This window comes from Hungatella sp. SB206 (assembly GCF_051132295.1).
In the GTDB taxonomy this organism is placed as follows: Bacteria; Bacillota; Clostridia; order Lachnospirales; family Lachnospiraceae; genus Hungatella; species Hungatella effluvii.
The window spans coordinates 5,415,794-5,438,693 of the sequence record NZ_CP096603.1 but is presented as its reverse complement, the minus strand read 5'-3'; the positions used below and the strand labels follow the sequence as shown (position 1 = coordinate 5,438,693).

The 22,900-nt window shown below is 42.1% G+C and carries 12 protein-coding genes; 10 read left to right on the top strand and 2 right to left on the bottom strand.

Annotated elements, in window-relative coordinates; all coding sequences use genetic code 11:
* The first annotated feature begins 14 nt into the window (after positions 1-14).
* On the top strand, positions 15-1,544 hold the full coding sequence (locus M1L66_RS24120) for a hypothetical protein (RefSeq protein WP_187023932.1): 1,530 nt from the start codon (positions 15-17) through the stop codon (positions 1,542-1,544).
* Positions 1,545-1,760: 216 nt separating this feature from the next.
* Here M1L66_RS24120 and M1L66_RS24115 read toward each other — a convergent pair whose 3' ends face one another.
* Positions 1,761-2,375, bottom strand: coding sequence for a hypothetical protein (locus M1L66_RS24115; protein ID WP_187023933.1), 615 nt, complete (start codon positions 2,373-2,375; stop codon positions 1,761-1,763).
* A 264-nt stretch (positions 2,376-2,639) separates the two neighbouring features.
* Between M1L66_RS24115 and M1L66_RS24110 the strand changes: the two genes are divergently transcribed.
* The 6 genes from M1L66_RS24110 (at position 2,640) to guaB (ending at position 9,556) form a co-directional block, all read left to right on the top strand.
* On the top strand, positions 2,640-2,930 hold the full coding sequence (locus M1L66_RS24110; protein WP_055653743.1) for a co-chaperone GroES: 291 nt from the start codon (positions 2,640-2,642) through the stop codon (positions 2,928-2,930).
* 71 nt (positions 2,931-3,001) lie between these two features.
* A complete protein-coding gene (groL, locus tag M1L66_RS24105) occupies positions 3,002-4,621 on the top strand; it encodes a chaperonin GroEL (protein WP_187023934.1) in 1,620 nt (539 codons plus the stop codon).
* Positions 4,622-4,794: 173 nt separating this feature from the next.
* The gene (locus M1L66_RS24100; protein ID WP_187023935.1) at positions 4,795-5,304 is read left to right on the top strand and encodes a DUF6106 family protein; all 510 of its coding nucleotides are present in this window, start codon (positions 4,795-4,797) and stop codon (positions 5,302-5,304) included.
* 456 nt (positions 5,305-5,760) lie between these two features.
* Positions 5,761-6,465, top strand: coding sequence for a hypothetical protein (locus M1L66_RS24095; protein WP_434688644.1), 705 nt, complete (start codon positions 5,761-5,763; stop codon positions 6,463-6,465).
* A 476-nt stretch (positions 6,466-6,941) separates the two neighbouring features.
* On the top strand, positions 6,942-7,799 hold the full coding sequence (locus tag M1L66_RS24090) for a CPBP family intramembrane glutamic endopeptidase (protein ID WP_187023937.1): 858 nt from the start codon (positions 6,942-6,944) through the stop codon (positions 7,797-7,799).
* Between the two features lie 302 nt (positions 7,800-8,101).
* Positions 8,102-9,556, top strand: coding sequence for an IMP dehydrogenase (gene guaB, locus M1L66_RS24085; RefSeq protein ID WP_187023938.1), 1,455 nt, complete (start codon positions 8,102-8,104; stop codon positions 9,554-9,556).
* Between the two features lie 198 nt (positions 9,557-9,754).
* On the opposite strand, the gene M1L66_RS24080 is transcribed toward guaB, so the two are convergent.
* The gene (locus M1L66_RS24080) at positions 9,755-10,066 is read right to left on the bottom strand and encodes a hypothetical protein (protein WP_434688643.1); all 312 of its coding nucleotides are present in this window, start codon (positions 10,064-10,066) and stop codon (positions 9,755-9,757) included.
* 707 nt (positions 10,067-10,773) lie between these two features.
* Here M1L66_RS24080 and M1L66_RS24075 point away from each other — a divergent pair.
* The 3 genes from M1L66_RS24075 to M1L66_RS24065 all read left to right on the top strand — a co-directional run bounded on the left by M1L66_RS24075 (position 10,774) and on the right by M1L66_RS24065 (position 22,686).
* Positions 10,774-11,664, top strand: a complete 891-nt coding sequence (locus tag M1L66_RS24075; protein WP_434688642.1) for a hypothetical protein — start codon at positions 10,774-10,776, stop codon at positions 11,662-11,664.
* A gap of 15 nt (positions 11,665-11,679) precedes the next feature.
* Entirely contained in the window at positions 11,680-14,574 is a 2,895-nt protein-coding gene (locus M1L66_RS24070) for an InlB B-repeat-containing protein (RefSeq protein WP_434688641.1), read from the top strand.
* 294 nt (positions 14,575-14,868) lie between these two features.
* The gene (locus M1L66_RS24065; protein ID WP_434688640.1) at positions 14,869-22,686 is read left to right on the top strand and encodes a doubled motif LPXTG anchor domain-containing protein; all 7,818 of its coding nucleotides are present in this window, start codon (positions 14,869-14,871) and stop codon (positions 22,684-22,686) included.
* Positions 22,687-22,900: the final 214 nt, after the last annotated feature.

The following is a 22,900-nucleotide window of genomic DNA, read 5'->3' as shown; positions in this document are numbered from 1 at the left end:
GGAAAGGAACCACTATGCATTACAAAAAACTATGGACGGATTTACACAGCAATATTCATCATAATCAGATGGGAGAGCTGAACCAATGGATTGAACACGCAAAAAAGACTGTTGATTTCTGGCCGGTTGCCTACTATCCCTTTTATATGAAGCGTACCGAAACAGGGGCAGGCCTGGAGGATTTATATGACAGGGAACAGATCGAACAGGACTGGGAACAGCTTCGCGATGCGGTAAAACAGCAAAACGAAGCCGGTTATCCGATGTTTATGGGCTATGAGTGGCAGGGCTCCGGAGAGGACGGAGACCATAATGTGTTCTTTTTGGATAATGATCAGCCGATGCTCCATCCCATGCGGTACGAGGAACTCTACCAGGCGTATAAGGACAGGTCGGCGATAGCCATCCCCCACCACGTGGCCTACCAGCTGGGCAGCAGGGGAAAAAACTGGGAGACGCACCGGGAAGCTTTCTCTCCCTTTGCTGAGATATATTCCAGCCATGGCTGCAGTGAAAATGATACAGGCCCTTTTGATATGGAGCGCCATCTCCACATGGGGCCGAGAACCGGAGAGACCTGCTATGAGAGGGGTATCGAGAAGGGGTATCTGGTCGGCATGATTGCCTCTGGAGACAACCACAATGTACCGGCAGTTCACGATCATGGAACCATGTGCGTGCTGGCAGCGGACGGCTCAAAGGAGGCGATCTGGGAAGGCCTGTTAAACCGCCGGGTATATGGCGTCAGCAGAAGCCGTATGGATATTGATTTTACCATAAACGGAAGCCCGATGGGGTCTGTGGTGAAGCCGGGAGAGGGAACGCTTGCATTTGCCATTGAGGCGGCGGACGCCATTGACCGGGTAGAGATCCTTCGGGACAATGTTCTGGATACCATGGCGGTTCATGCGGGAACCTGGGAAGAGACTGAGTATACCGGAGTAAGAAATTATAAGTTTGCAGTGGAGTTTGGCTGGGGGCCGAATCCCAAGTTTTATAAGGACCGTCTGACGAAAACATGGGATGGGTCTCTGGAGGTTCCGGGCCGTCTCTGCTCGGTGCAGAAATGCTTTAACAGCTTTGGTCAGGAGCTTTGCAATGTGACGGAGAAATCCTGTGAATTCCATATGACTACCTATATGAGCACCACTACAGGCCACTGGATGGGACCAAGTACGGTCGTGAAGGAAGGCTTTGTGTTTGAAGTGGAGGGAAAGCCGGAGGACGAGATCGTGCTGAAGGTGGACCGCTACGTCTACCGCTTTACGCTTAAGGAATTGATGAAATCCTCGAGAATTCTCGCCCAGTATCAGGAGAGCATGGATTTGGCCGCAGAGGTCTTTGGAAATGTGGAACACTACCGCGATGATTTCTACTGGCACAACGCCTATAAGACCAGAATTCGTCAGGCAGTGCCGGAAGAGGCGTATACGATGAAGTATGAAAAGAAGGTGACACTGGAGGCGGGAAGCTGCTACCGGCTTCGGGTACACTTGAGAAATGGAGACACCGCCTGGGTTTCCCCGATTTTTGTGCGGGAATAACAGACAAAAAGAGTTCCGAAGAGTGAAGGCGTGTGCCTGGAAATGGAATCGTGAGAGCGGCATTCACTTTTCGGGACTCTTTCTTATTAATATGTAAACTTTAAAATGTAAACTTAAATTGTAATCCTAAAATGTAAACTTAAAATGTAAATTTAATGGCGCAGAATGGAATACCACTCTGCGCCGTCTGATTACCGGTTGGCTGATTCTAATTCATTATGGTTCGTCTGCCGTGTCTTCCACAATGGTAGTGGATTCCTCTGCGGCAAATTTCTTCAGTGCATCTCCGGTTCCCTCATATATCTCTTCGACTTCTTCTGAGTCTGCTTGTTTATCTTCTGTATCTGCGGCCTGCTCCGGTTCTTCTTTGAACCCTTCTGTGGCGCCGGCTGCGTAGTCGAGCCCGCCGTCTTCGGTAATATCTTCTTCTTCCTCGTCGTCCTCTGAACGGTCCATAGCGGAATCAAGCATATCCTTGGCAGTATCGGCAACTGCGGAAGCGGCTTCCCTGGCCGTACTGTTCACGATGCTGGCTGCGTCTTTCACGAGGTTCTTCGCGGCAGAAGCTGCATCCTTGGCTGCGTCGGCCATATCGGCGGCGGCTACCTTGAATTCATCTTTGTCTGCGTGAAGGGATACGTAGTTCCTGTTCATTGTGCTGTCAATCTTGGAAATGTCATCATTCCCGTCATCTTCAAAATCATGAAAATCTTCTTCCAGTTCTTTATGGAAAGATTTATATTTCGTAAAATAAGAGATACCGGCCGCAACGGCACCCGCGATGGTGGCGAAAGCCACTAACTTCCCAAAACCATTACCCTTTTTTGCCATGTGAAACACTCCTTTCATTTGATTCTTATTGTAATACTTATAAAGAAAAAAATAAAGGTATATAATAAGAAAATTTCTATAAACTATGTAGGAACGGGAAAATGCTCTCAGTTATGGAATGAAATTGTAAAAAAAATATAAAATTAGCACTCAACTATTGACAGTGCTAATAATGAGTGATATAACTTAGTATGTGAATAAAAGAAGTTTCCATTGCGAAACAAAAAGAAAGAATCAATAGAAACAGTATGAGGAGGAATTGCAATGAAATTAGTACCATTATTTGACAGGGTAGTATTAAAACCATTGGTTGCAGAGGAAACGACGAAATCCGGTATCGTTTTACCGGGTCAGGCAAAAGAAAAACCGCAGCAGGCGGAAGTAATCGCAGTTGGACCAGGCGGCCTGGTTGATGGCAAGGAAGTAACCATGCAGGTAAAGGTCGGCGATAAAGTAATCTTTTCCAAGTATTCAGGAACCGAAGTGGAAGGCGAAAGCGAAAATGACAAGCTGGTTATCGTAAAGCAGAACGATATCCTGGCTGTGATCGAATAAACCGTATCCCTAAGGCAATACCGAAATCATAACAAAAACGATAGATAGAAAGAAACTGGAGGAATGAAATCATGGCAAAGCAGATTAAATATGGTGTAGACGCCAGAAAAGCACTGGAAGCCGGCGTAAATCAGTTAGCAGACACAGTTCGTGTAACATTGGGACCGAAAGGAAGAAACGTTGTTCTTGACAAATCCTTTGGCGCTCCGCTGATCACCAACGATGGTGTGACCATTGCAAAAGAGATCGAGCTGGAAGATCCATATGAGAACATGGGCGCACAGCTTGTGAAAGAAGTAGCGACAAAGACCAACGACGTAGCAGGTGATGGTACCACTACAGCGACGGTACTGGCTCAGGCGATGATCAATGAAGGCATGAAGAACGTGGCTGCAGGCGCTAACCCGATTGAATTAAGAAAGGGTATGAGAAAAGCCACTGAGGCAGCGGTAGATGCAATCGCAAAGATGAGCGAGCCGATCAAGGGCAAAGCTTCCATCGCCAGAGTAGCGGCAATCTCTGCAGCAGATGACGGTGTCGGCGAGATGGTAGCCGATGCGATGGAGAAGGTTTCCAACAACGGTGTCATTACCATTGAAGAATCCAAGACCATGAAGACTGAGTTAGACTTAGTAGAAGGTATGCAGTTTGACAGAGGATACGTTTCCGCTTATATGTGCACCGACATGGAGAAGATGGAAGCCAACTTAGACGATCCGTATATCCTCATTACAGATAAGAAGATTTCCAACATTCAGGAGATCCTTCCTTTGTTAGAGCAGGTTGTACAGTCCGGCGCAAGACTCTTAATCATTGCAGAGGATATCGAGGGTGAGGCCCTGACCACTTTAATTGTAAACAAATTAAGAGGTACCTTTAATGTAGTAGCTGTTAAGGCTCCTGGCTACGGCGACAGAAGAAAAGAGATGCTTCAGGATATCGCTATCTTAACAGGCGGCAAGGTAATTTCTGAAGAATTAGGCTATGAATTAAAGAGCACCACAATGGATATGCTTGGACGCGCTAAATCCGTTAAAGTTCAGAAGGAAAATACGATCATCGTAGACGGCGAAGGCAGCAAAGATGAGATCGAAGCAAGAATCGGCCAGATCAAGGGGCAGATCGAAGAGACCACATCTGATTTTGATAAAGAAAAATTACAGGAAAGACTTGCGAAGTTATCCGGTGGTGTCGCTGTTATCCGCGTAGGCGCGGCTACTGAGACTGAAATGAAGGAAGCAAAGCTTCGAATGGAAGATGCTTTATCCGCGGCAAGAGCGGCCGTAGAAGAGGGCGTTATCGCCGGCGGCGGTTCCGCTTATATCCATGCTATGAAGGACGTTCAGAAGGTGATTGACAGTCTGGAAGGTGAAGAAAAGACAGGTGCTAAGATTATCTTAAAGGCTTTGGAGGCTCCGTTATACCACATTGTGGCAAACGCAGGTCTGGAAGGCGCCGTTATTATCAGCAAAGTAAAAGAGGCACCGGCTGGCACAGGCTTTGATGCTTATAAGGAAGAATATGTTGATATGATCGAGGCCGGTATCTTAGATCCGACCAAGGTTACAAGAAGCGCGTTACAGAATGCGAACAGTGTTGCATCTACCTTATTGACAACTGAATCAGTTGTTGCTAATATAAAAGAAAAAACACCTGCAGCTCCGGCTCCAGGCGGAATGGATATGATGTAATAACGGAAGCAAAAGCGACGCATGCGTAATGAAAAGAGGGTTTGCAGTGCTTGCATTGCAGATCCTCTTTATTTTGTCTCATAGGAGAGTTCATCCTGTGAAACAAAAAACCTCCGGGTGACGTGGACCGTGAATTATATCATCTCCCTTCACAGAAGAAAGGACATCAGTCTATGAATGAAATGTATGCAGAATGGCTCGTAAAACGAAAAGCACCAGCTTATATGATGCTTGTCAAGGTATTGATGGTTCTGGTATGTGTGGTGGCATTCTTTATTGCTGTATCCCCGCTGCTCGGAATTTTCGGAATCCTGGTTCTCTTTGCGGCAGCAGCGGCAGCCTACTTTGTCTTCCGCAACAGCGAAGTTGAATTTGAATACCTTTATGTAGGCAATCAGTTGACAATCGACCGGATTTACGGAAGGACCAAGAGAAAAAAGGCCTGGGAAGGTTCCATGGATGAGATTCAGATCGTCGCGCCTACCGGTTCCACGGAAGCGAAAGATCACGAGAGAAATAATATGAAGGTTTTGGATTTCTCTTCCCACACCCCGGACGCCAAGACATTTACATTGATCAGCCAGTCCGGCAGTGAATCCGTGAAGATTATTTTCGAGCCGAACGATAAGCTTCTTCACTGCATGAAGATGACGGCTCCACGAAAGATCGTGGACCGCGTTTAAGGAGATGCCTTGAACGTCGTTTGAGGATTTGTTTCAGGATAAGTTTTATAAGGGTAAAAGGAAAAGGACAGATACATGATGCGTATTAGGACGCGGCGTGTGTTTGGCCTTTTTTGTGCTCTTTGGGAATGGGGGAGGAGTGAAGCTAAAACGGCTGGATTGGTGGGGAGTGAACTGTTACGATTTTTATAGGAATTTTTGTAAAACCTAACATCGATGCTTGACAGGTGTGATTCGAATATAGTAAGATAGAAAACAAGTTCCACAGCATTTTCTTGCCTGTGAAATTCTAAAATTCTTTGTTTCAATGCGGTTTCCGCAAAAAAATCCTATGTTTAGCTTCAGGAGAGTTGGTGATGTGTATGAATGATTGAGAAAAAGTCTTGTAATGGCAAAGCTTTTACAGTATAATAAAAACATCTGAGAGACGTAAAAACCAAATTCAGGAGGAGTGAAATGACAATAGATGAAAAGTTGGATTTACTCTGTGGAAATGTTCAGAGTATAAATGATAATGTAATTGTGATGAAAAATGATATGGCTGTGATGAAGGGCGATATCGTGGAATTAAAAGGCGATGTAGCAGAGCTGAAGAGCGATATGGCTGAGGTAAAGAGCGATATCGTGGAGTTAAAGAGTGACGTAGCAGAGCTGAAGAGTGATATGGCTGAGGTAAAGAGCGATATCGTGGAGTTAAAGAGTGACGTAGCAGAGCTGAAGAGTGATATGGCTGAGGTAAAGAGCGATATCGTGGAGTTAAAGAGTGATGTAGCAGAGCTGAAAAGTGATATGGCTGTGGTAAAGAGCGATATCGTAGAATTAAAGAGCGATATGACCGTGGTAAAGACTGATATCGTAGAATTAAAGTACGATATGACCGTGGTAAAGACTGATATCATAGACCTGAGAAATAATATGAACACCATGGAAGGCAGAATTGATGCTAAGATGGAACAGTTAAATGAAAATGTGAAGGGGATTCGTTTTACCATTGAAAATGAAATCCGCCCGAGTATTGCTCTTATTGCAGAATCACATTTCATTCTGAACAGAAAACTGGATGAGGCGATAAGAGTAGCGGGAAGTATCGAAATGACAAGAATTCGAGTCAGCACACTGGAAGATGATGTAAAGAAGCTGAAAAGAGCAGTAAATATGTGATCTATATCATAAGATACGAGAAATTAGTAGATTTTGAAGAGAATATCAGTTATACAACAGAGCTTACTATAATTAGAAAAGAAAACAGTAAATAAATGAATGCAGCTTACTTCAGCAAATGTGCCGAAATAGGCTGCATTTTTGATTATAAGCTTCTATTTTTAATTTGGATCTTAAAGGCATAAAATAAAGACCAGCAATATACAATAACAGGAGATTTCTAAATAAATCAGATACAAATGATAAATAATAAAATGTTATTACGTGTTAACATTTACTGATATGTAAATAAGGGGGATGAAATATAGATCGAATGTGTTAACAGCATCTCCTGTAATTTCATAAATACAAACCAAGCGTTAGAAAGACCGCTTGACAGGCTCCATATTAACATATAAAGTATAAGAAACATATCGTTTTAAAATCAGGTGAGACGGCTAAATAAATCCAAAGTCGAACGACAGAAGGAGCTCTACATGAAAAAACTAAGAAGTCCCTTGTTATCGGTGCTCGCAATTTACATACTGTGTTTTATCTTTCGAATGATAGAATATTTTATCATTCGTACAGATCAGACCTTATTGGGAGAAGCGATTATACATAAGATTGCTGGCATCATAATTCTCTGGATTGCAATAAAAATGCTATCTACTGATTTCGAGTATATTGGATTTAAGCGTAAAGGTATATTCAAAAATTTTACTTTCGGTTTACTGTTTGGTATTTCTGTGTTTGCGGCCGCATATGGGGCGGAAATCCTGATTGCAGTTTCGCAGGGAAATTTCCAGTCCCTTCAATTTTATGTCAGCAGCTATGCTGTGGATAAAAATATAGGAAATCAGACCGGTATCCTGTTCTTCCTTATTTGTATAGTTGGTAACATCGTTAATGTACTGATGGAGGAAGGCGTATATCGAGGGCTTTTTCAAAAAATTCTTCAACAAAAATACAGATTTATTGCAGCGGCAATTATTTGTTCCATTTTATTCGGTGCGTGGCATGTCATAGGCCCGATTCGCAATTATTATGACGGTCTGAGCAGCATGGGAGGGATGGCGGCCAACATTTTCATGTTGGTAATCACAAGCGGTCTTGTTGGTTTTAAAGCGGCTATGATAACAAAATTGACTGGCTCACTTTACATGGCTATGGGGGATCATTTTGTCAATAATACAATCGTAAATATTTTACACGTTACTTCCTATACTGGCGCTGATGAATTGATGTTTGTGCGAATTACAATTGCTCAAAGTCTCTCATTTCTGTTGGTTCTTATTTTCTATATCTGGAAACAGAAGAAGACTGATTCAGACAGTTCTCCCTCCGGAAATTAGTCAGCCGTATCGAATCGGGAATGGCATCACTAAACGATAAATTTTGATTGCGGGCAGTGCATTTGTTTACATACTTATGCATTGCCCGCTTAATGATTATGCGCATTCGGACAGGAAGAATATGTACATTTATAAGCCACGATGAATATATTAAATACGCTGGAAATTATGTCTTTCACACACGGAAAACAGATTGAAATTGTCCGTTGACAAGTGACGCAAAATTTGTTAAACTATGTAACTAACAAGCAAAAATATATTAGTTACATTAATAAAAAGGACAAGAAAGAGAGGAAAATTTAATGGGTACAATTATTGGCGACGGCATTACTTTTGACGACGTACTTTTAGTTCCAGCTTATTCAGAAGTAATCCCCAATCAGGTTGATTTGACGACCTGCCTCACGAAAACCATCAAGCTGAACATTCCCCTGATGAGTGCTGGTATGGATACGGTTACCGAGCACCGTATGGCAATTGCCATGGCAAGACAGGGAGGTATCGGTATTATCCACAAGAACATGTCGATTCAGGCGCAGGCAGATGAGGTTGATAAGGTAAAGAGGTCGGAGAATGGCGTCATTACGGATCCATTTTATCTTTCCCCAGAACATACATTAAAGGATGCGGACGAGCTGATGGCGAAGTTCCGTATTTCCGGTGTGCCAATTACAGAAGGCAAAAAGCTGGTTGGTATCATTACCAACCGTGATTTAAAATTTGAGGAAGATTTTTCCCGCAAAATTAAAGAGTGTATGACTTCCAAAAACCTGGTGACGGCGAAGGAAGGCATTACCATGACAGAAGCGAAGAAGATTCTTGCCAAGGCGAGAGTAGAAAAGCTTCCGATCGTTGATGATGATTTTAATTTAAAGGGACTCATTACAATTAAGGATATTGAAAAGCAGATCAAATATCCGTTGTCTGCAAAAGACAGCCAGGGAAGACTTCTGTGTGGTGCTGCTATCGGAATTACTGCTAATGTTCTGGATCGTGTGGCCGCTTTGGTCGCTTCCAAGGTCGATGTGATTGTCCTGGATTCCGCTCATGGCCATTCCGCCAACGTTTTAAACTGTGTACGCATGATTAAGGAAGCATACCCGGATCTTCCGGTTATCGCTGGAAACATAGCGACCGGAGACGCGGCAAGGGCCCTGATTGAGGCCGGTGCAGATGCTATTAAGGTCGGTATCGGACCTGGTTCTATCTGTACAACCCGTGTGGTTGCCGGTATCGGTGTGCCGCAGATCACAGCGGTTATGGATTGCTATGCGGTAGCGAAAGAATATGGAATTCCGGTTATCGCAGATGGTGGTATCAAGTATTCCGGAGATTTAACAAAGGCTATCGCAGCGGGCGGTAATGTCTGCATGATGGGGAGTATGTTTGCCGGATGCGATGAGAGCCCGGGAACATTTGAACTGTATCAGGGAAGAAAGTATAAGGTATATCGTGGCATGGGCTCTATTGCAGCCATGGAGAACGGAAGCAAGGACCGTTACTTCCAGTCTGATGCCAAAAAACTGGTTCCGGAAGGCGTGGAAGGCCGTGTTGCATACAAAGGTCTCGTCGAAGATACCGTATTCCAGATGCTGGGCGGACTCAGAGCAGGAATGGGCTATTGTGGTGCTTCTGATATTAAGACACTTCAGGAAACAGCTAAATTTGTAAAGATTACCGCAGCATCCCTGAAGGAAAGTCACCCGCATGATATTCATATTACGAAAGAGGCTCCGAACTATAGTATTGATGAGTAGACGGGTCCGCAGATCTGGGATGCAGCAGAGTGATCGGTGGCTGAGGGCTGATTTTAGTAATAAATGTATTTGACGAGACGCTGAAGCAATGTCTGATGATCTTTATATAAGAGTTTTTATAAGCCGGTATAACCCGTAGTTTTGGGTTTTACCGGTTTTTTCTATACCGGAAGAGTTTCACAGATTCTCTCATGGCTTTTATCCCGCGGCAGCCACTAACGCCCGCATTGGCCGCATTGGAACCGAAATCACTGTACTCAGATAACATAAAATATTATTCGTCGGCAATAAATCGGTAATATTTGTCGCAGTCCTTTTTGGAAGCTGATTTCCAAAATAATTTTTATTATTATTCCAAAATTTTATAATTTGTCCATTTGGCAAAGCATATTCATTGTTGATGAGAAATTCTTTCAGTGCGTGAAATTCTGTGATTTCTTCCATATCTTCTATATTAAATGAATAAAATGCTGCCTTTAAATTTCTATTGAATTCACATAGCTCATTCATTACCTTTTCTAAGCATAGCGCAAATATGCACTCTGTGCCAAAAGGCCGGCCTTTCTTTCCATGCAACGGTTACGAATTATGTAGCCATTTTTGTTTTTTTCCTCCATAATTTAGATTTTATGCTTGCTCCATACGTTCGATACAACGAAGTGTCTTATACCTTTTGAACTGGTCCGATATACTCCCAAACCTTTTTTAATATAAAAAACCAGTTTTTTTTGCCGCAGATCTTCACTGAATTGCATCAAGCGGTGGCTTGATTTTACTTGCTGTTATTCTAAAGAGAGCAGGTTTTCTTTTTTTATTGGAATGGAGCGTGAATTTTGACTATTGATAAAATAGGAAATTGTAGTATTTGATTTATTGAAGAATGTAATAAAAAATGTAATATAAAGTATATAAACGATAATATAACTGTCTATAAACAAAAACATATTAAAAGAACTGATAAAATAGTTCTTATAATCTGCTTTATCTACCAATTTAAAAACAAAATCCAGCATTTTAAATAAAAAAAAGTAAAAAATTACAAAGAAAGAAATGGAAAAAAGTTGAAATGTAACCATTATGTTACCATGAAGATGTATAATGCATCTATAATTAATTTTTTTATAAGGAAAATAAAATGAATTGTAAATTTTTTTGAAGGAATAGGAAATTTAGATTAATGTGGATTACTTAAAGCAGATTATAAGAAGGTGAGAAAATTGTCGATAGCAAAAATGAGCATGCTTGATAACTCATATCGCTATTTTACCATAACAGTAGACCGGTACGAGAGGCAGTGTATGGAGGGAATTATCAGTCACGCGGGAGAAACACCCGGTATCCGTTATGGTAACTTTCTTGAATTAGTACTCCAGATGGACCAAATATTCAACCGGATGTTGTGTCCGAAACAGACCATGGAATTTCGGGGTTTTTCCGGTACTGAGTATCCGGCACCGAAAGTGAAAGAATGCAAGAAGGTATGTAATGGAAAATTAGCAACATTTCAGATATACGTAAAATTCCGATATGACGCCAGTTGGCAGGGAGATATTACCTGGCTGGAGGAAGAACGGACGGAGCAATTTGAAAGCATATTACAGATGATCCAGCTGATAGACGAAATTCTTACCGGAAGATATAGAATAAAAGATTCGGGAAAAGGCGCAAGAACATGTCAGGTAGCTGTAAACTCCTATGACAGCGGACTGTTGGAAGGAAGTGTTCAGAACGCATTTATCAATCATCTGGAGGATTTCAAAGGAACCATTGGCCTGGCTGATGCTATGGTCCATTTATTTGAGGTTGGAGTCAGCAGAAGTGCTTCCGGGATAGTACCGGGAGAATGCAAGATCATTTCAGAAGAGACCTGGGATACCTACCGGAAAGGCGGCAGAAAAGCCACCTTTGTAATAAAGATCCTGTACAGGGAACACTCAACCTGGCAGGGCGTGATATGCTGGCGGGAAACCGGCGAAAAACAGGCTTTCAGAAGCTTTCTGGAAATGATAATTCTGATGGCCTCCGCTTTGGAAATCGGAAGCGGGGAAAAAGAGTGTGAAGATAGATACTATACTGACAATAGACATAAGACCATAAAGGAAGGGTAAGGAAGGAGAGAAAGTATGAAAGGACTAAGAAGAAAGTTCAGGCGAGGGCTGGCAGGTTTTCTGGCATTCGTGCTGACGATGACATCATTTAATATGGTGTCGTGGGCGGATGTGGCGAATGCGTTTGAGACAGAAAAGGCCACATTTGTCATGAGTGGAGAGGAGATCAGGGAAACTGCTCAGGCTGCTGTTGATAGCGGCAGTACATTCCATTTTGAGGATTTAGGCATTGAAGAATCGGAAGATAATGCGAAAGATTATCAAAAATTATTCGGCAGTGGATCAGTGTATGAGATTGCTCCGTCATATAATATGTCCGATGATGAAGATGCAGATGGTGCTGATCTCAGAGTATTTGTCCGAATAAAGGATGATTATGAGGGGTATCGCCTGACTGGAAAAGAGGAGATTATTTTTCTCTATATTAATGACTCAGAAGGGAAAATATCATTTCGTACAATTGTTGATGGATATGCAACTGAAAGGATTGCAGTTAAAGGAAATTCGAAACTGGTAGAAGCAGAAGTACCAGGTAACGTAAATGGAACACTGGAAGGTGAAGTAACAACACCGGAAGAAAATGGAACGCCGGAAGGAGAAGTGACAACACCGGAGGAAAGCGGGACACCGGAAGGAGAAGTGACAACACCGGAGGAAAGCGAGACACCGGAAGGAGAAGTGACAACACCGGAAGAAAACGGAACCCCGGAAAGTGAAGTGGCAGTACCGGAAGAAAGTGGAACCCCGGAAAGTGAAGTGGCAGGACCGGAAGAAAGTGGAACCCCGGAAAGTGAAGTGACAACCCCGGAAGAAAACGGGACACCGGAAGAGAGTGGAAGGCCGGAAGGTGAAGTGATAACACCGGAAGAAAACGGGACACCGGAAAGTGAAGTGGCAGCACCGGAAGAAAGCGGAACGCCGGAAAGCGAAGTGACAACACCGGAAGAAAACGGAACACCGGAAGTAGAAGTGACAACACCAGAAGAAAACAGAACGCCGGAAGTTGAAGTGGTAACACCGGAAGAAAACGGAACATCAAAAGGTGAATCGGATAATGAAGACGCGGCAATGTCGGAAGAGAATACCGTAGTTTCAATTAGTCGTAATTCATCGGCTGTGTTGATGGCGGCAGATTCAACCGTGACAGTGTTAGAGTCAGCTAATGAGAAAAACGAAAAAATTACACTGGCAACTGCCAGTAACTCTGAATACAGCAATTCCGGGAAGTCAGATCCGAAGGAATCATCTTCCGTAGCCAATTTAGTAAACGGGAAAGTATATGGCAATGTAATTTTGGATGAATCTTCTTATGCCAGGGCATATGTTATTACACTGGATGCTTTAAATATTGAGCAACCACTGAATGAGTACCAAATTACAGTAACTCATCGGCTTCATGGTGATAACTGGATTGATTATGAAAAAATAGAGACTGTAACAATTACTGATAATGATTTTGACAACGGAGAATATAATACTGATAAACTGGAATTCAAGCGTGAGGGAATTGTATTAACTAGCCAGAGCTTAGTTTTGACAAAAGATGCTTTTAAATCAGGGACTGAAGCTGAAATTACTCTGGAGTATGCAGTTGCAGATGGATACAGGATTTATGATAACAGAGCGAATTTGAGATCTATTTTTGTCGGAGAGTTGGATGATGATGACCCAGTTATTAAACCTGTAGGCCAGGCAGTCGTCAATATTAAATATGTATATGAAAACGGAACGATTGCGAAGGATACAGAGAGTGTAGCTGCTTTATATGATGAAAACACAAAGAAGTATAAGTTAACCTATGAGTTAGGTGATTTAGATGGTTATAAGCCGGTACTGGATACGATGGATTCGGCATCTGGAATTACCCTTGATGGAAATATTTTGACAGCAAATCTCTCTGAAGATAAGGAATACCTGGCTGTAATTGTTTATATGGCAGATACAGTTGAATATGTGGTAAGGCATAATTATCAGAAATTGGATGGATCTTATGAGGTGAAAGAGTCTGAAACAAAATCAGGGAAAGCCGGAGAATTGAGTGCGGCAGTTGCCCAAAATGTTACAGGCTTTACTCCGAAGCAAATTAGCCAGAAAGAACTGTCTGCTACAGAAGAGAATATTGTTGATATTTTCTACGATCGAAATATATATGATCTGACATATAGTACTGATGGCGGAGAATATGTTGAACGACAGACTGGATTGTATGGAGAGAGTCTGACGGTAGCGAAGAGCACAACCAAGGCTGGGTATGTGTTTGATGGCTGGTATACAGATAAGAATTTCTCTCAGGGCACCAGGGTATCCGGTAATATAATATTAGAAGATAATACGATATTATATGCAAAATGGAATCCGGGAATAGTTGGGTATAAGGTGGTTTATCTGATTGAAAATGCAGATGATAATAATTATTCGCTGCTGTGTACAGATGCAAAAACTGGTAAAACAGGAGATAATGTGCAGATAACAGCAAAAACTGCTAATCCAACAAATTGGGGCGAACTGGAGAAAAATGCCTTTACTTTTAAGGATTCAACAAGTGAAGCTTTAAAGGCAGATGGGACATCAATCGTTACTGTAAGATATTCCAGAAATATTTATACGATTAGGTTCCAGGATAAATCTCCTACTTTATGCAGGAAGAATAATCACACGCATAAATTAAGCAATTGTTATGAACGTACATGTAATAGATGGCATAGTCATGACGAAAGTTGCTATGATATGTCACACACAATTTGTGGTTTAACTGAACATCAGCATGACAGTACTTGTTATACTCGAGATATAAGTGCTAAATATCAGGCTAATATCAGAGAACAGTGGTTGGAAAATTATGGCGGACATTATTGGCTGTGGAATCGTAGTGAAAGTAAGTACACAGGATTGCAGGATATCATGCCTTAAACTAAAGGTGGAGTAAAGGTACTTGATTATTATAAGGATGGGGATACAGAAAGAGTACTTGAATATTATGTAGAAGATCCATCTGGTAATATATCTGATCCTTTGCATAAAGGCTATAAATTTTCACTTTATACAAAAACCACTATATATGTTTCGTCAACTATGAGCCCAACTTTGGATGAAGAGTATTATGTTATTGATGGATATGAGCGGTATTATAGTAATATAGACTTTGATTATAATCGTAAATTTAAAAACCCATCTAAGTTTTATTACACACGAGCTAAATATGATTTGACACTTATAAATGGAACGAATGAAACCACAAAGAAAGATATTCCTTATAAATCTGATATAAGCAAATATCTTGGAGCTCCGACGGTTAAGCCTACGTCAGATGCAACTTTTGATGCATGGTATGTAGATTCCAGCTTTACAGAAAAGTATACATCGGGTTCCATGCCAAAAGGAAATCTCGTTCTATATGCACACTGGAACAATGCTGCTTATGATGTGACTTTTAAAGATGGTCAGGAGGTATTAGATACAGTAGAAGTAAACAGCGGGGAGCTGGTTTCGCCGATTTCCACACCAGAAAAAGCTGGTTATAGCTTTACTGGCTGGTATATAGATGAAACATGTACACAGCGATATGATTTCCAGAGAAAAGTGGAAGCAGATTTTGATCTTTATGCAGGTTGGAGCATGCATTCAACTACCAGCTATCAGATATTATACGTCACAAGCGAAGGTGATCCGGTAGCGGATTCTGTAACGGGCAATGGAGTCATAGGAGATACAATTCAGGCCAATGCGGTTGTTCCAACGATAGCCGGATATGAAGATTATATTGTTGATAAGGCTACAGCTTCCATAAGCTTAGATGCCGATCCCAATAAAAATGTTATAAGATTTATCTATTCAAGTCCGGAATCATTGAGGTATACAGTACAGTATTGGTATGAAGATAAAATGGTTGCCGAAGAAGCAAATATTGCATCGAAATTCAGTTCTTTCCGTTGTTATCCGAACACTGACTTAGAGCAGCTGACAGGATATAAAGTAAAGGAAGCGTACAAAAATGTTAAGTTAACTACAGGTGAAAATATAATTAAGTTTACTTTGACCTTAAATGAGTACACAATTACATATGAAAATGTAGATTATAATGATATTGTTTGGGAAAATGGCAATACAAATCCTACAAAATACAATATTTGTACCAATTCCTTTGCTCTTAAAAATCCAGGCCGTGTTGGATATACATTTATGGGCTGGAAATTGGTTAAAGGAAGCGTTGAAAGCGGAGAATATGACTCTAAAAATGTAGTAATTGAAACAGGTTCCCGTGGAAATCTTACCTTTAAGGCTGAGTGGACAGTAGATGTAAACCAGAAGTTAAATTATAGTATAAAATACTACAAGAGCGAACAGCCGGATAAGGAAATAGGGAATCTGAATAAGAGTGTTCTTGTTGCTTCTCCTACAGTTAAGTATGCAGATGTAAATAAAACATATAGTAAGCCAAGTGGTTATATTCTGGATAAGGTAGAGTTTGGCGGCCAGACTGTAAGCGATGGTGAAATGACAATCACAGATACAGATAATATTATTAAGGTGTATTATAAAGTAGATGAGACGCAAAAACTAAAATACAGCGTTGAGTACTATATAGATGGAAAAGATACACCTTTTGATAAACTGGATAATCAGGAAGTATTGGTTGCCGATCCGGTAGTCAGTGAGGTGGCGGACAGCAGTAAAGTGCCTGCCGGCTATACGAGAGACCGCGTATTACCGGAGCTGCCTGCAACGATCAGCGAGACAGCTAAGGTTATCAAGGTATATTACAAAGTAGATGAAACACAGAAGCTGAAATACAGTGTTGAGTACTATGTAAATGGAAATGACACACCATTCGATAAGCTTGAGAACCAGGAAGTGCTGGTAGCCGATCCAGTAGTCAGTGAGGTAGCGGACAGCAGTAAAGTGCCTGCCGGCTATACGAGAGACCGCGTATTGTCAGAACTTCCGACAACAATTAGCGTTTCTAACAACATCATCCAGGTATACTACAAAGTAGACGAGACGCAGAAGCTGAAATACAGTGTCGAGTACTATGTAACCGGAAATGACACAGCATTCGATAAGCTTGAGAACCAGGAAGTGCTGGTAGCGGATCCGGTAGTCAGAGCAGTAGCGGACAGCAGTAAGATGCCTGTCGGTTATACAAGAGACAGCGTATTACCGGAGCTGCCTGCAACGATCAGCGAGACAGCTAATGTCATTAAGGTATATTACAGAGTAGATGAAACACAGAAGCTGAAATACAGTGTCGAGTACTATGTAAATGGAAATGACACAGCATTCGATAAACTTGAGAATCAGGAAGTGCTGGTAGCGGATCCGGTAGTCAAAGCAGTAGCGGACAGCAGTAAAGTACCGGCTGGTTATACAAGAGATTATGTATCTCCGGAACTGCCGGCAACGATCACAGAAAGCAGTAATATCATAAAAGTATATTACCGTATTGATACTGCTCAAAAATTGAAGTTTGATGTAGAGTATTATCTTATTGGTGAGAAGGAAGCATTTGATGCAGTCAGAAATCAGACAGTTTTTGTGGCAAATCCTGTGATCAATGCAGTGGCAGACAGCGGTAAGGTGCCTGCAGGCTACGAGAGAGCCTATGTAACGCCGCAGCTGCCGACAATAATCAGCAAGACTAATAATGTAATCAGGGTATACTATAAAGTAGATGAGACACAGAAACTGAAATACAGCATCGAATACTATGTAAATGGAAATGACACAGCGTTTGATAAGCTTGAAAACCAGGAAGTGCTGGTAGCCGATCCGGTAGTCAAAGCAGTAGCGGACAGCAGTAAGGTACCGGCTGGTTATATGAGAGATTCTGTATCTCCGGGGCTGCCGGTAACGATCAGCAGTTCCAACAACGTCATCCGGGTATACTACAAAGTAGACGAGAAGCAGAAACTGAAATACAGTGTAGAATACTATGTAAATGGAAATGACACAGCATTCGATAAGCTTGAGAATCAGGAAGTGCTGGTAGCCGATCCAGTAGTCAAAGCAGTTGCGGACAGCGGTAAAGTACCTGTCGGCTATACGAGAGATTATGTATCTCCGGAGCTGCCGATGACGATCAGCAGTTCCAACAATGTAATCAAGGTATACTACAAAGTAGACGAGACGCAGAAGCTGAAATACAGTGTGGAATATTATGTAACCGGAAATGACACAGCATTCGATAAGCTTGAGAACCAGGAAGTACTGGTAGCGGATCCGGTAGTCAAAGCAGTAACAGACAGCAGCAAGGTGGCGGCCGGCTACGAGAGAGCTTCTGTAATACCGCAGCTGCCGACAATAATCAGCAAGACTAATAACGTCATCAGGGTATACTATAAAGTAGATGAGACACAGAAACTGAAATACAGCATCGAGTACTATGTAAATGGGAATGACACAGCGTTTGATAAGCTTGAGAACCAGGAAGTGCTGGTAGCCAATCCGGTAGTCAGTACAGTGGCAGACAGCAGTAAAGTGCCGGCCGGCTATACGAGAGACCGTGTATTGCCAGAACTGCCGACAACAATCAGCGAATCTAACAAAGTTATCCGTGTATATTATAAAGTAGACGAGATGCAGAAACTGAAATACAGTGTCGAGTATTACTTGAACGGAAATGACACAGCATTCGATAAGCTTGAGAACCAGGAAGTACTGGTAGCCGATCCAGTAGTCAAAACAGTAGGGGACAGCAGCAAGGTGCCAGTTGGCTATACAAGAGACCGTATATTACCGGAGCTGCCTGCAACGATCAGCGAGACATCTAATGTCATTAAGGTATACTACAGAGTAGATGAAACACAGAAGCTGAAATACAGTGTCGAGTACTATGTAACTGGAAATGATACAGCATTTGATAAGCTTGAGAACCAGGAAGTGCTGGTAGCGGATCCGGTAGTCAAAGCAGTAGCAGACAGCAGTAAAGTACCGGCTGGTCATACGAGAGATTCTGTATCTCCGAAGCTGCCGACAACGATCAGCAGTTCCAACAACGTTATCAGGGTATACTACAAAGTAGACGAGATGCAGAAGCTGAAATACAGTGTGGAGTACTATGTAACCGGAAATGACACAGCATTTGATAAGCTTGAGAACCAGGAAGTACTGGTAGCTGATCCGGTAGTCAAAGCAGTAGCGGACAGCAGCAAGGTGCCAGTTGGCTATACAAGAGACCGTATATTACCGGAACTGCCTGCAACGATCAGCGAGACGGCTAACGTCATTAAGGTATACTACAGAGTAGATGAAACACAGAAGCTGAAATATAGCGTTGAGTACTATGTAAATGGAAATGACACGGCATTCGATAAGCTTGAGAACCAGGAAGTGCTGGTAGCGGATCCGGTAGTTAAAGCAGTAGCGGACAGCAGTAAAGTACCAGTTGGTTATACAAGAGATTATGTATCTCCTAAGCTTCCAACAGCGATTAACAGTTCCAACAACGTGATCAAGGTATACTACAAAGTAGACGAGACGCAGAAGCTGAAATACAGTGTGGAGTACTATGTAACCGGAAATGACACAGCATTCGATAAGCTAGAGAACCAGGAAGTGCTGGTAGCGGATCCGGTAGTCAAAGCAGTAGCAGACAGCAATAAAGTACCGGCGGGTTATAGAAGAGATTCTGTATCTCCAGAGCTGCCGGCAACGATAACAGAAAGCAGTAATATCATAAAAGTATATTACCGTATTGATACTGCTCAAAAATTGAAGTTTGATGTAGAGTATTATCTTGTTGGTGAGATGGAAGCATTTGATGCAGTCAGAAACCAAACAGTCCTTGTAGCGAATCCTGTGATCAATGCAGTAGCAGACAGCAGTAAGGTGCCGGCCGGCTACGAGAGAGCTTCTGTAACACCGCAGCTGCCGACAATAATCAGCAAGACTAATAACGTCATCAGGGTATACTATAAAGTAGATGAGACACAGAAACTGAAATACAGCATCGAGTACTATGTAAATGGGAATGACACAGCGTTTGATAAGCTAGAGAACCAGGAAGTGCTGGTAGCCAATCCGGTAGTCAGTACAGTGGCAGACAGCAGTAAAGTGCCGGCCGGCTATACGAGAGACCGTGTATTGCCAGAACTGCCGACAACAATCAGCGAATCTAACAAAGTTATCCGTGTATATTATAAAGTAGACGAGATGCAGAAACTGAAATACAGTGTCGAGTATTACTTGAACGGAAATAACACGGCATTCGATAAGCTTGAGAACCAGGAAGTACTGGTAGCCGATCCAGTAGTCAAAGCAGTAGCGGACAGCAGCAAGGTGCCGGCCGGCTATACAAGAGACCGTGTATTACCGGAGCTGCCTGCAACGATCAGTGAGACATCTAAAGTCATTAAGGTGTACTACAGAGTAGATGAAACGCAGAAGCTGAAATACAGTGTCGAGTACTATGTAACTGGAAATGATACAGCATTTGATAAGCTTGGGAACCAGGAAGTGCTGGTAGCGGATCCGGTAGTCAAAGCAGTAGCAGACAGCAGTAAAGTACCGGCTGGTTATACGAGGGATTCTGTATCTCCGAAGCTGCCGACAACGATCAGCAGTTCCAACAACATTATCCGGGTATACTATAAAGTAGACGAGACGCAGAAACTGAAATACAGTGTTGAGTACTATGTAACTGGAAATGACACAGCATTCGATAAGCTTGATAACCAGGAAGTGCTGGTAGCGGATCCGGTAGTCAGAGCAGTAGCGGACAGCAGCAAGATGCCTGCCGGCTATACAAGAGACAGCATATTACCAGAGCTGCCTGCAACGATCAGCGAGACGGCTAACGTTATTAAGGTTTACTACAGAGTAGATGAAACTCAGAAGCTGAAATACAGTGTTGAGTACTATGTAACCGGAAATGACACAGCATTTGATAAGCTTGATAACCAGGAAGTACTGTTAGCGGATCCGGTAGTCAAAGCAGTAGTGGACAGTAGTAAAGTACCGGCCGGCTATACAAGAGACAGCGTATTACCGAAGCTGCCGACAATGATCAGTGAGACCGCTAACGTTATTAAGGTTTACTACAGAGTAGATGAAACACAGAAGCTGAAATACAGTGTCGAGTATTATGTAACCGGAAATGACACAGCATTCGATAAACTTGAGAATCAGGAAGTGTTGGTAGCGGATCCGGTAATCAAAGCAGTAGTGGACAGCAGTAAAGTACCGGCTGGTTATACGAGAGATTCTGTATCTCCGAAGCTTCCGACAGCGATCAGCAGTTCCAATAACATCATCAGGGTATACTACAAAGTTGACGAGACGCAGAATCTGAAATATAGTGTTGAGTACTATGTAACTGGAAATGACACAGCATTTGATAAGCTGGATAATCAGGAAGTACTCGTGGCGAATCCTGTAGTCAATACAGTGGCGGATAGCAGTAAAGTGCCGGCCGGCTACACAAGAAACCGTGTATTGCCGGAACTTCCGACAATGATCAGCGAGTCTAACAACATTATTAAAGTATATTACAGTGTAGATGAGACGCAGAAATTGAAATACAACGTAGAGTACTATATAAATGGCAGTGCTACGGCATTTGATAAGCTTGAGAATCAGGAAGTATTAGTAGCCGATCCTTACGTCTTATTTGTAAAAGATAGTACACTTGTTTCGGCGGGATATGTCAGGGATAGAGTAGAACCGTTATTACCGGCAAAAATAGTACATGATGGAGATATTATAAAAGTGTATTACAGAGCCAGAACTGATTTGTACTCAGAAATAAACTATTATTATGATGACAGAAAGACAGATACCCAAAAAGACAATAATGCAGTATTTGGTACTGGTATACTTGATGGTGTTAAGGTAGAGACGGAGGTCACTCATACTGATGGCAAACATTATGTTTTAGACAGAATCGAAGGCAAGGAGAAAAAAGTAACAGTTAACCCGGCTGAGAACATTGTTAATATTTACTATGCACTTGACGAGAAGGGAACTGGTACAGATCCAAATAAGCCGGATAATATTCCAGATAAATATCAGATAACTTTTACGTATGTTGCTGGTGAAAATGGTAATGTAGATGGCCTAAAAGAGGAAGTAATTACCAGAGAACTGGATGCTGATGGAAGTTTTAGTTCAATAAATCCTGCTTATCCAGGAGCACTAGTAAAAGCAAAAGCAAATAACGGTTATAGCTTCCAAAACTGGACATCGGATGAAGTGGGGCTGATGGCAGGAAAGCCAGTAAGTACATTTGCTGATGAAGCAGCTATTAGAGAGGCAGGGTTTATAACTGATACAGTGTTTACTGCACACTTCAATGCGAAAGAAGATACTTCATACAGAATTGAGTATTATTATGAAGTTCAGGGACAGTATCCAGCAACTACAAATAACTACGAAGTCAGAACAGGTAAGACTGATACAACCGTGTCTGCGACCGATAACGACAAAATAAAAGCTGGATATAAGTATGACACTGAGGCAGCTAACGTTGTGAGCGGGGTTGTTAAAGGTGATAATAGTCTGGTCTTAAGACTGTACTTTAAACAACAGTTTACAGTAACGTATCAGTCAGGTAATCATGATTTCTTTGAAGAACAGGTAATTGGCGAGAATTCTTATGGTGATAAGACACCAGTATTTACCGGAGAGATGAATATAAGAGGCAATTATGTATTCAATGGCTGGCTGCCAGTTATCGCTGAAAAAGTAACAGAAAATGCAATTTATGTAGCACAGTGGCGATATACGGGAAGTAGTGGCGGAGACACCGGCGGTGGTAATACTCCAAGCGATAACAAACCATATGTACCGAATGGACCTGGTGAAACAGTGACTATCGAACCAGGTGATGTACCATTAGCAAATGTGCCGGAAAGTGGTCCTGCAGATAATCTGATGCTGATTGATGATGGTAATGTACCGCTTGCAGGTTTGCCTAAGACTGGCGACCGTTTTGGAACAAATACAGGTTTAGTAGCTTTACTTACCGGGTTCTTGTTAGCAGCATTTACAGCGCTGAATAATAAGAGACGGGAAGAAGAAAGTAAGTAGGGTAATCAAAGTTTTTGAGGGTTTGGATTGAGGGTCTGGTACATGAACCAGGCCCTCTGTTATTAACCGTAGAGTTGATTTGAAAGGTCTTTGTAAGCCGCAAGTAGTACCTCGTTTTCTTGCTGTAGCTCAAAGATGGTTTTCTGATAATGCCAAATGGTTTCAATGGTATCATTGTATTTTAGGTTGTATTTGATATGGAATAAGGCATCTT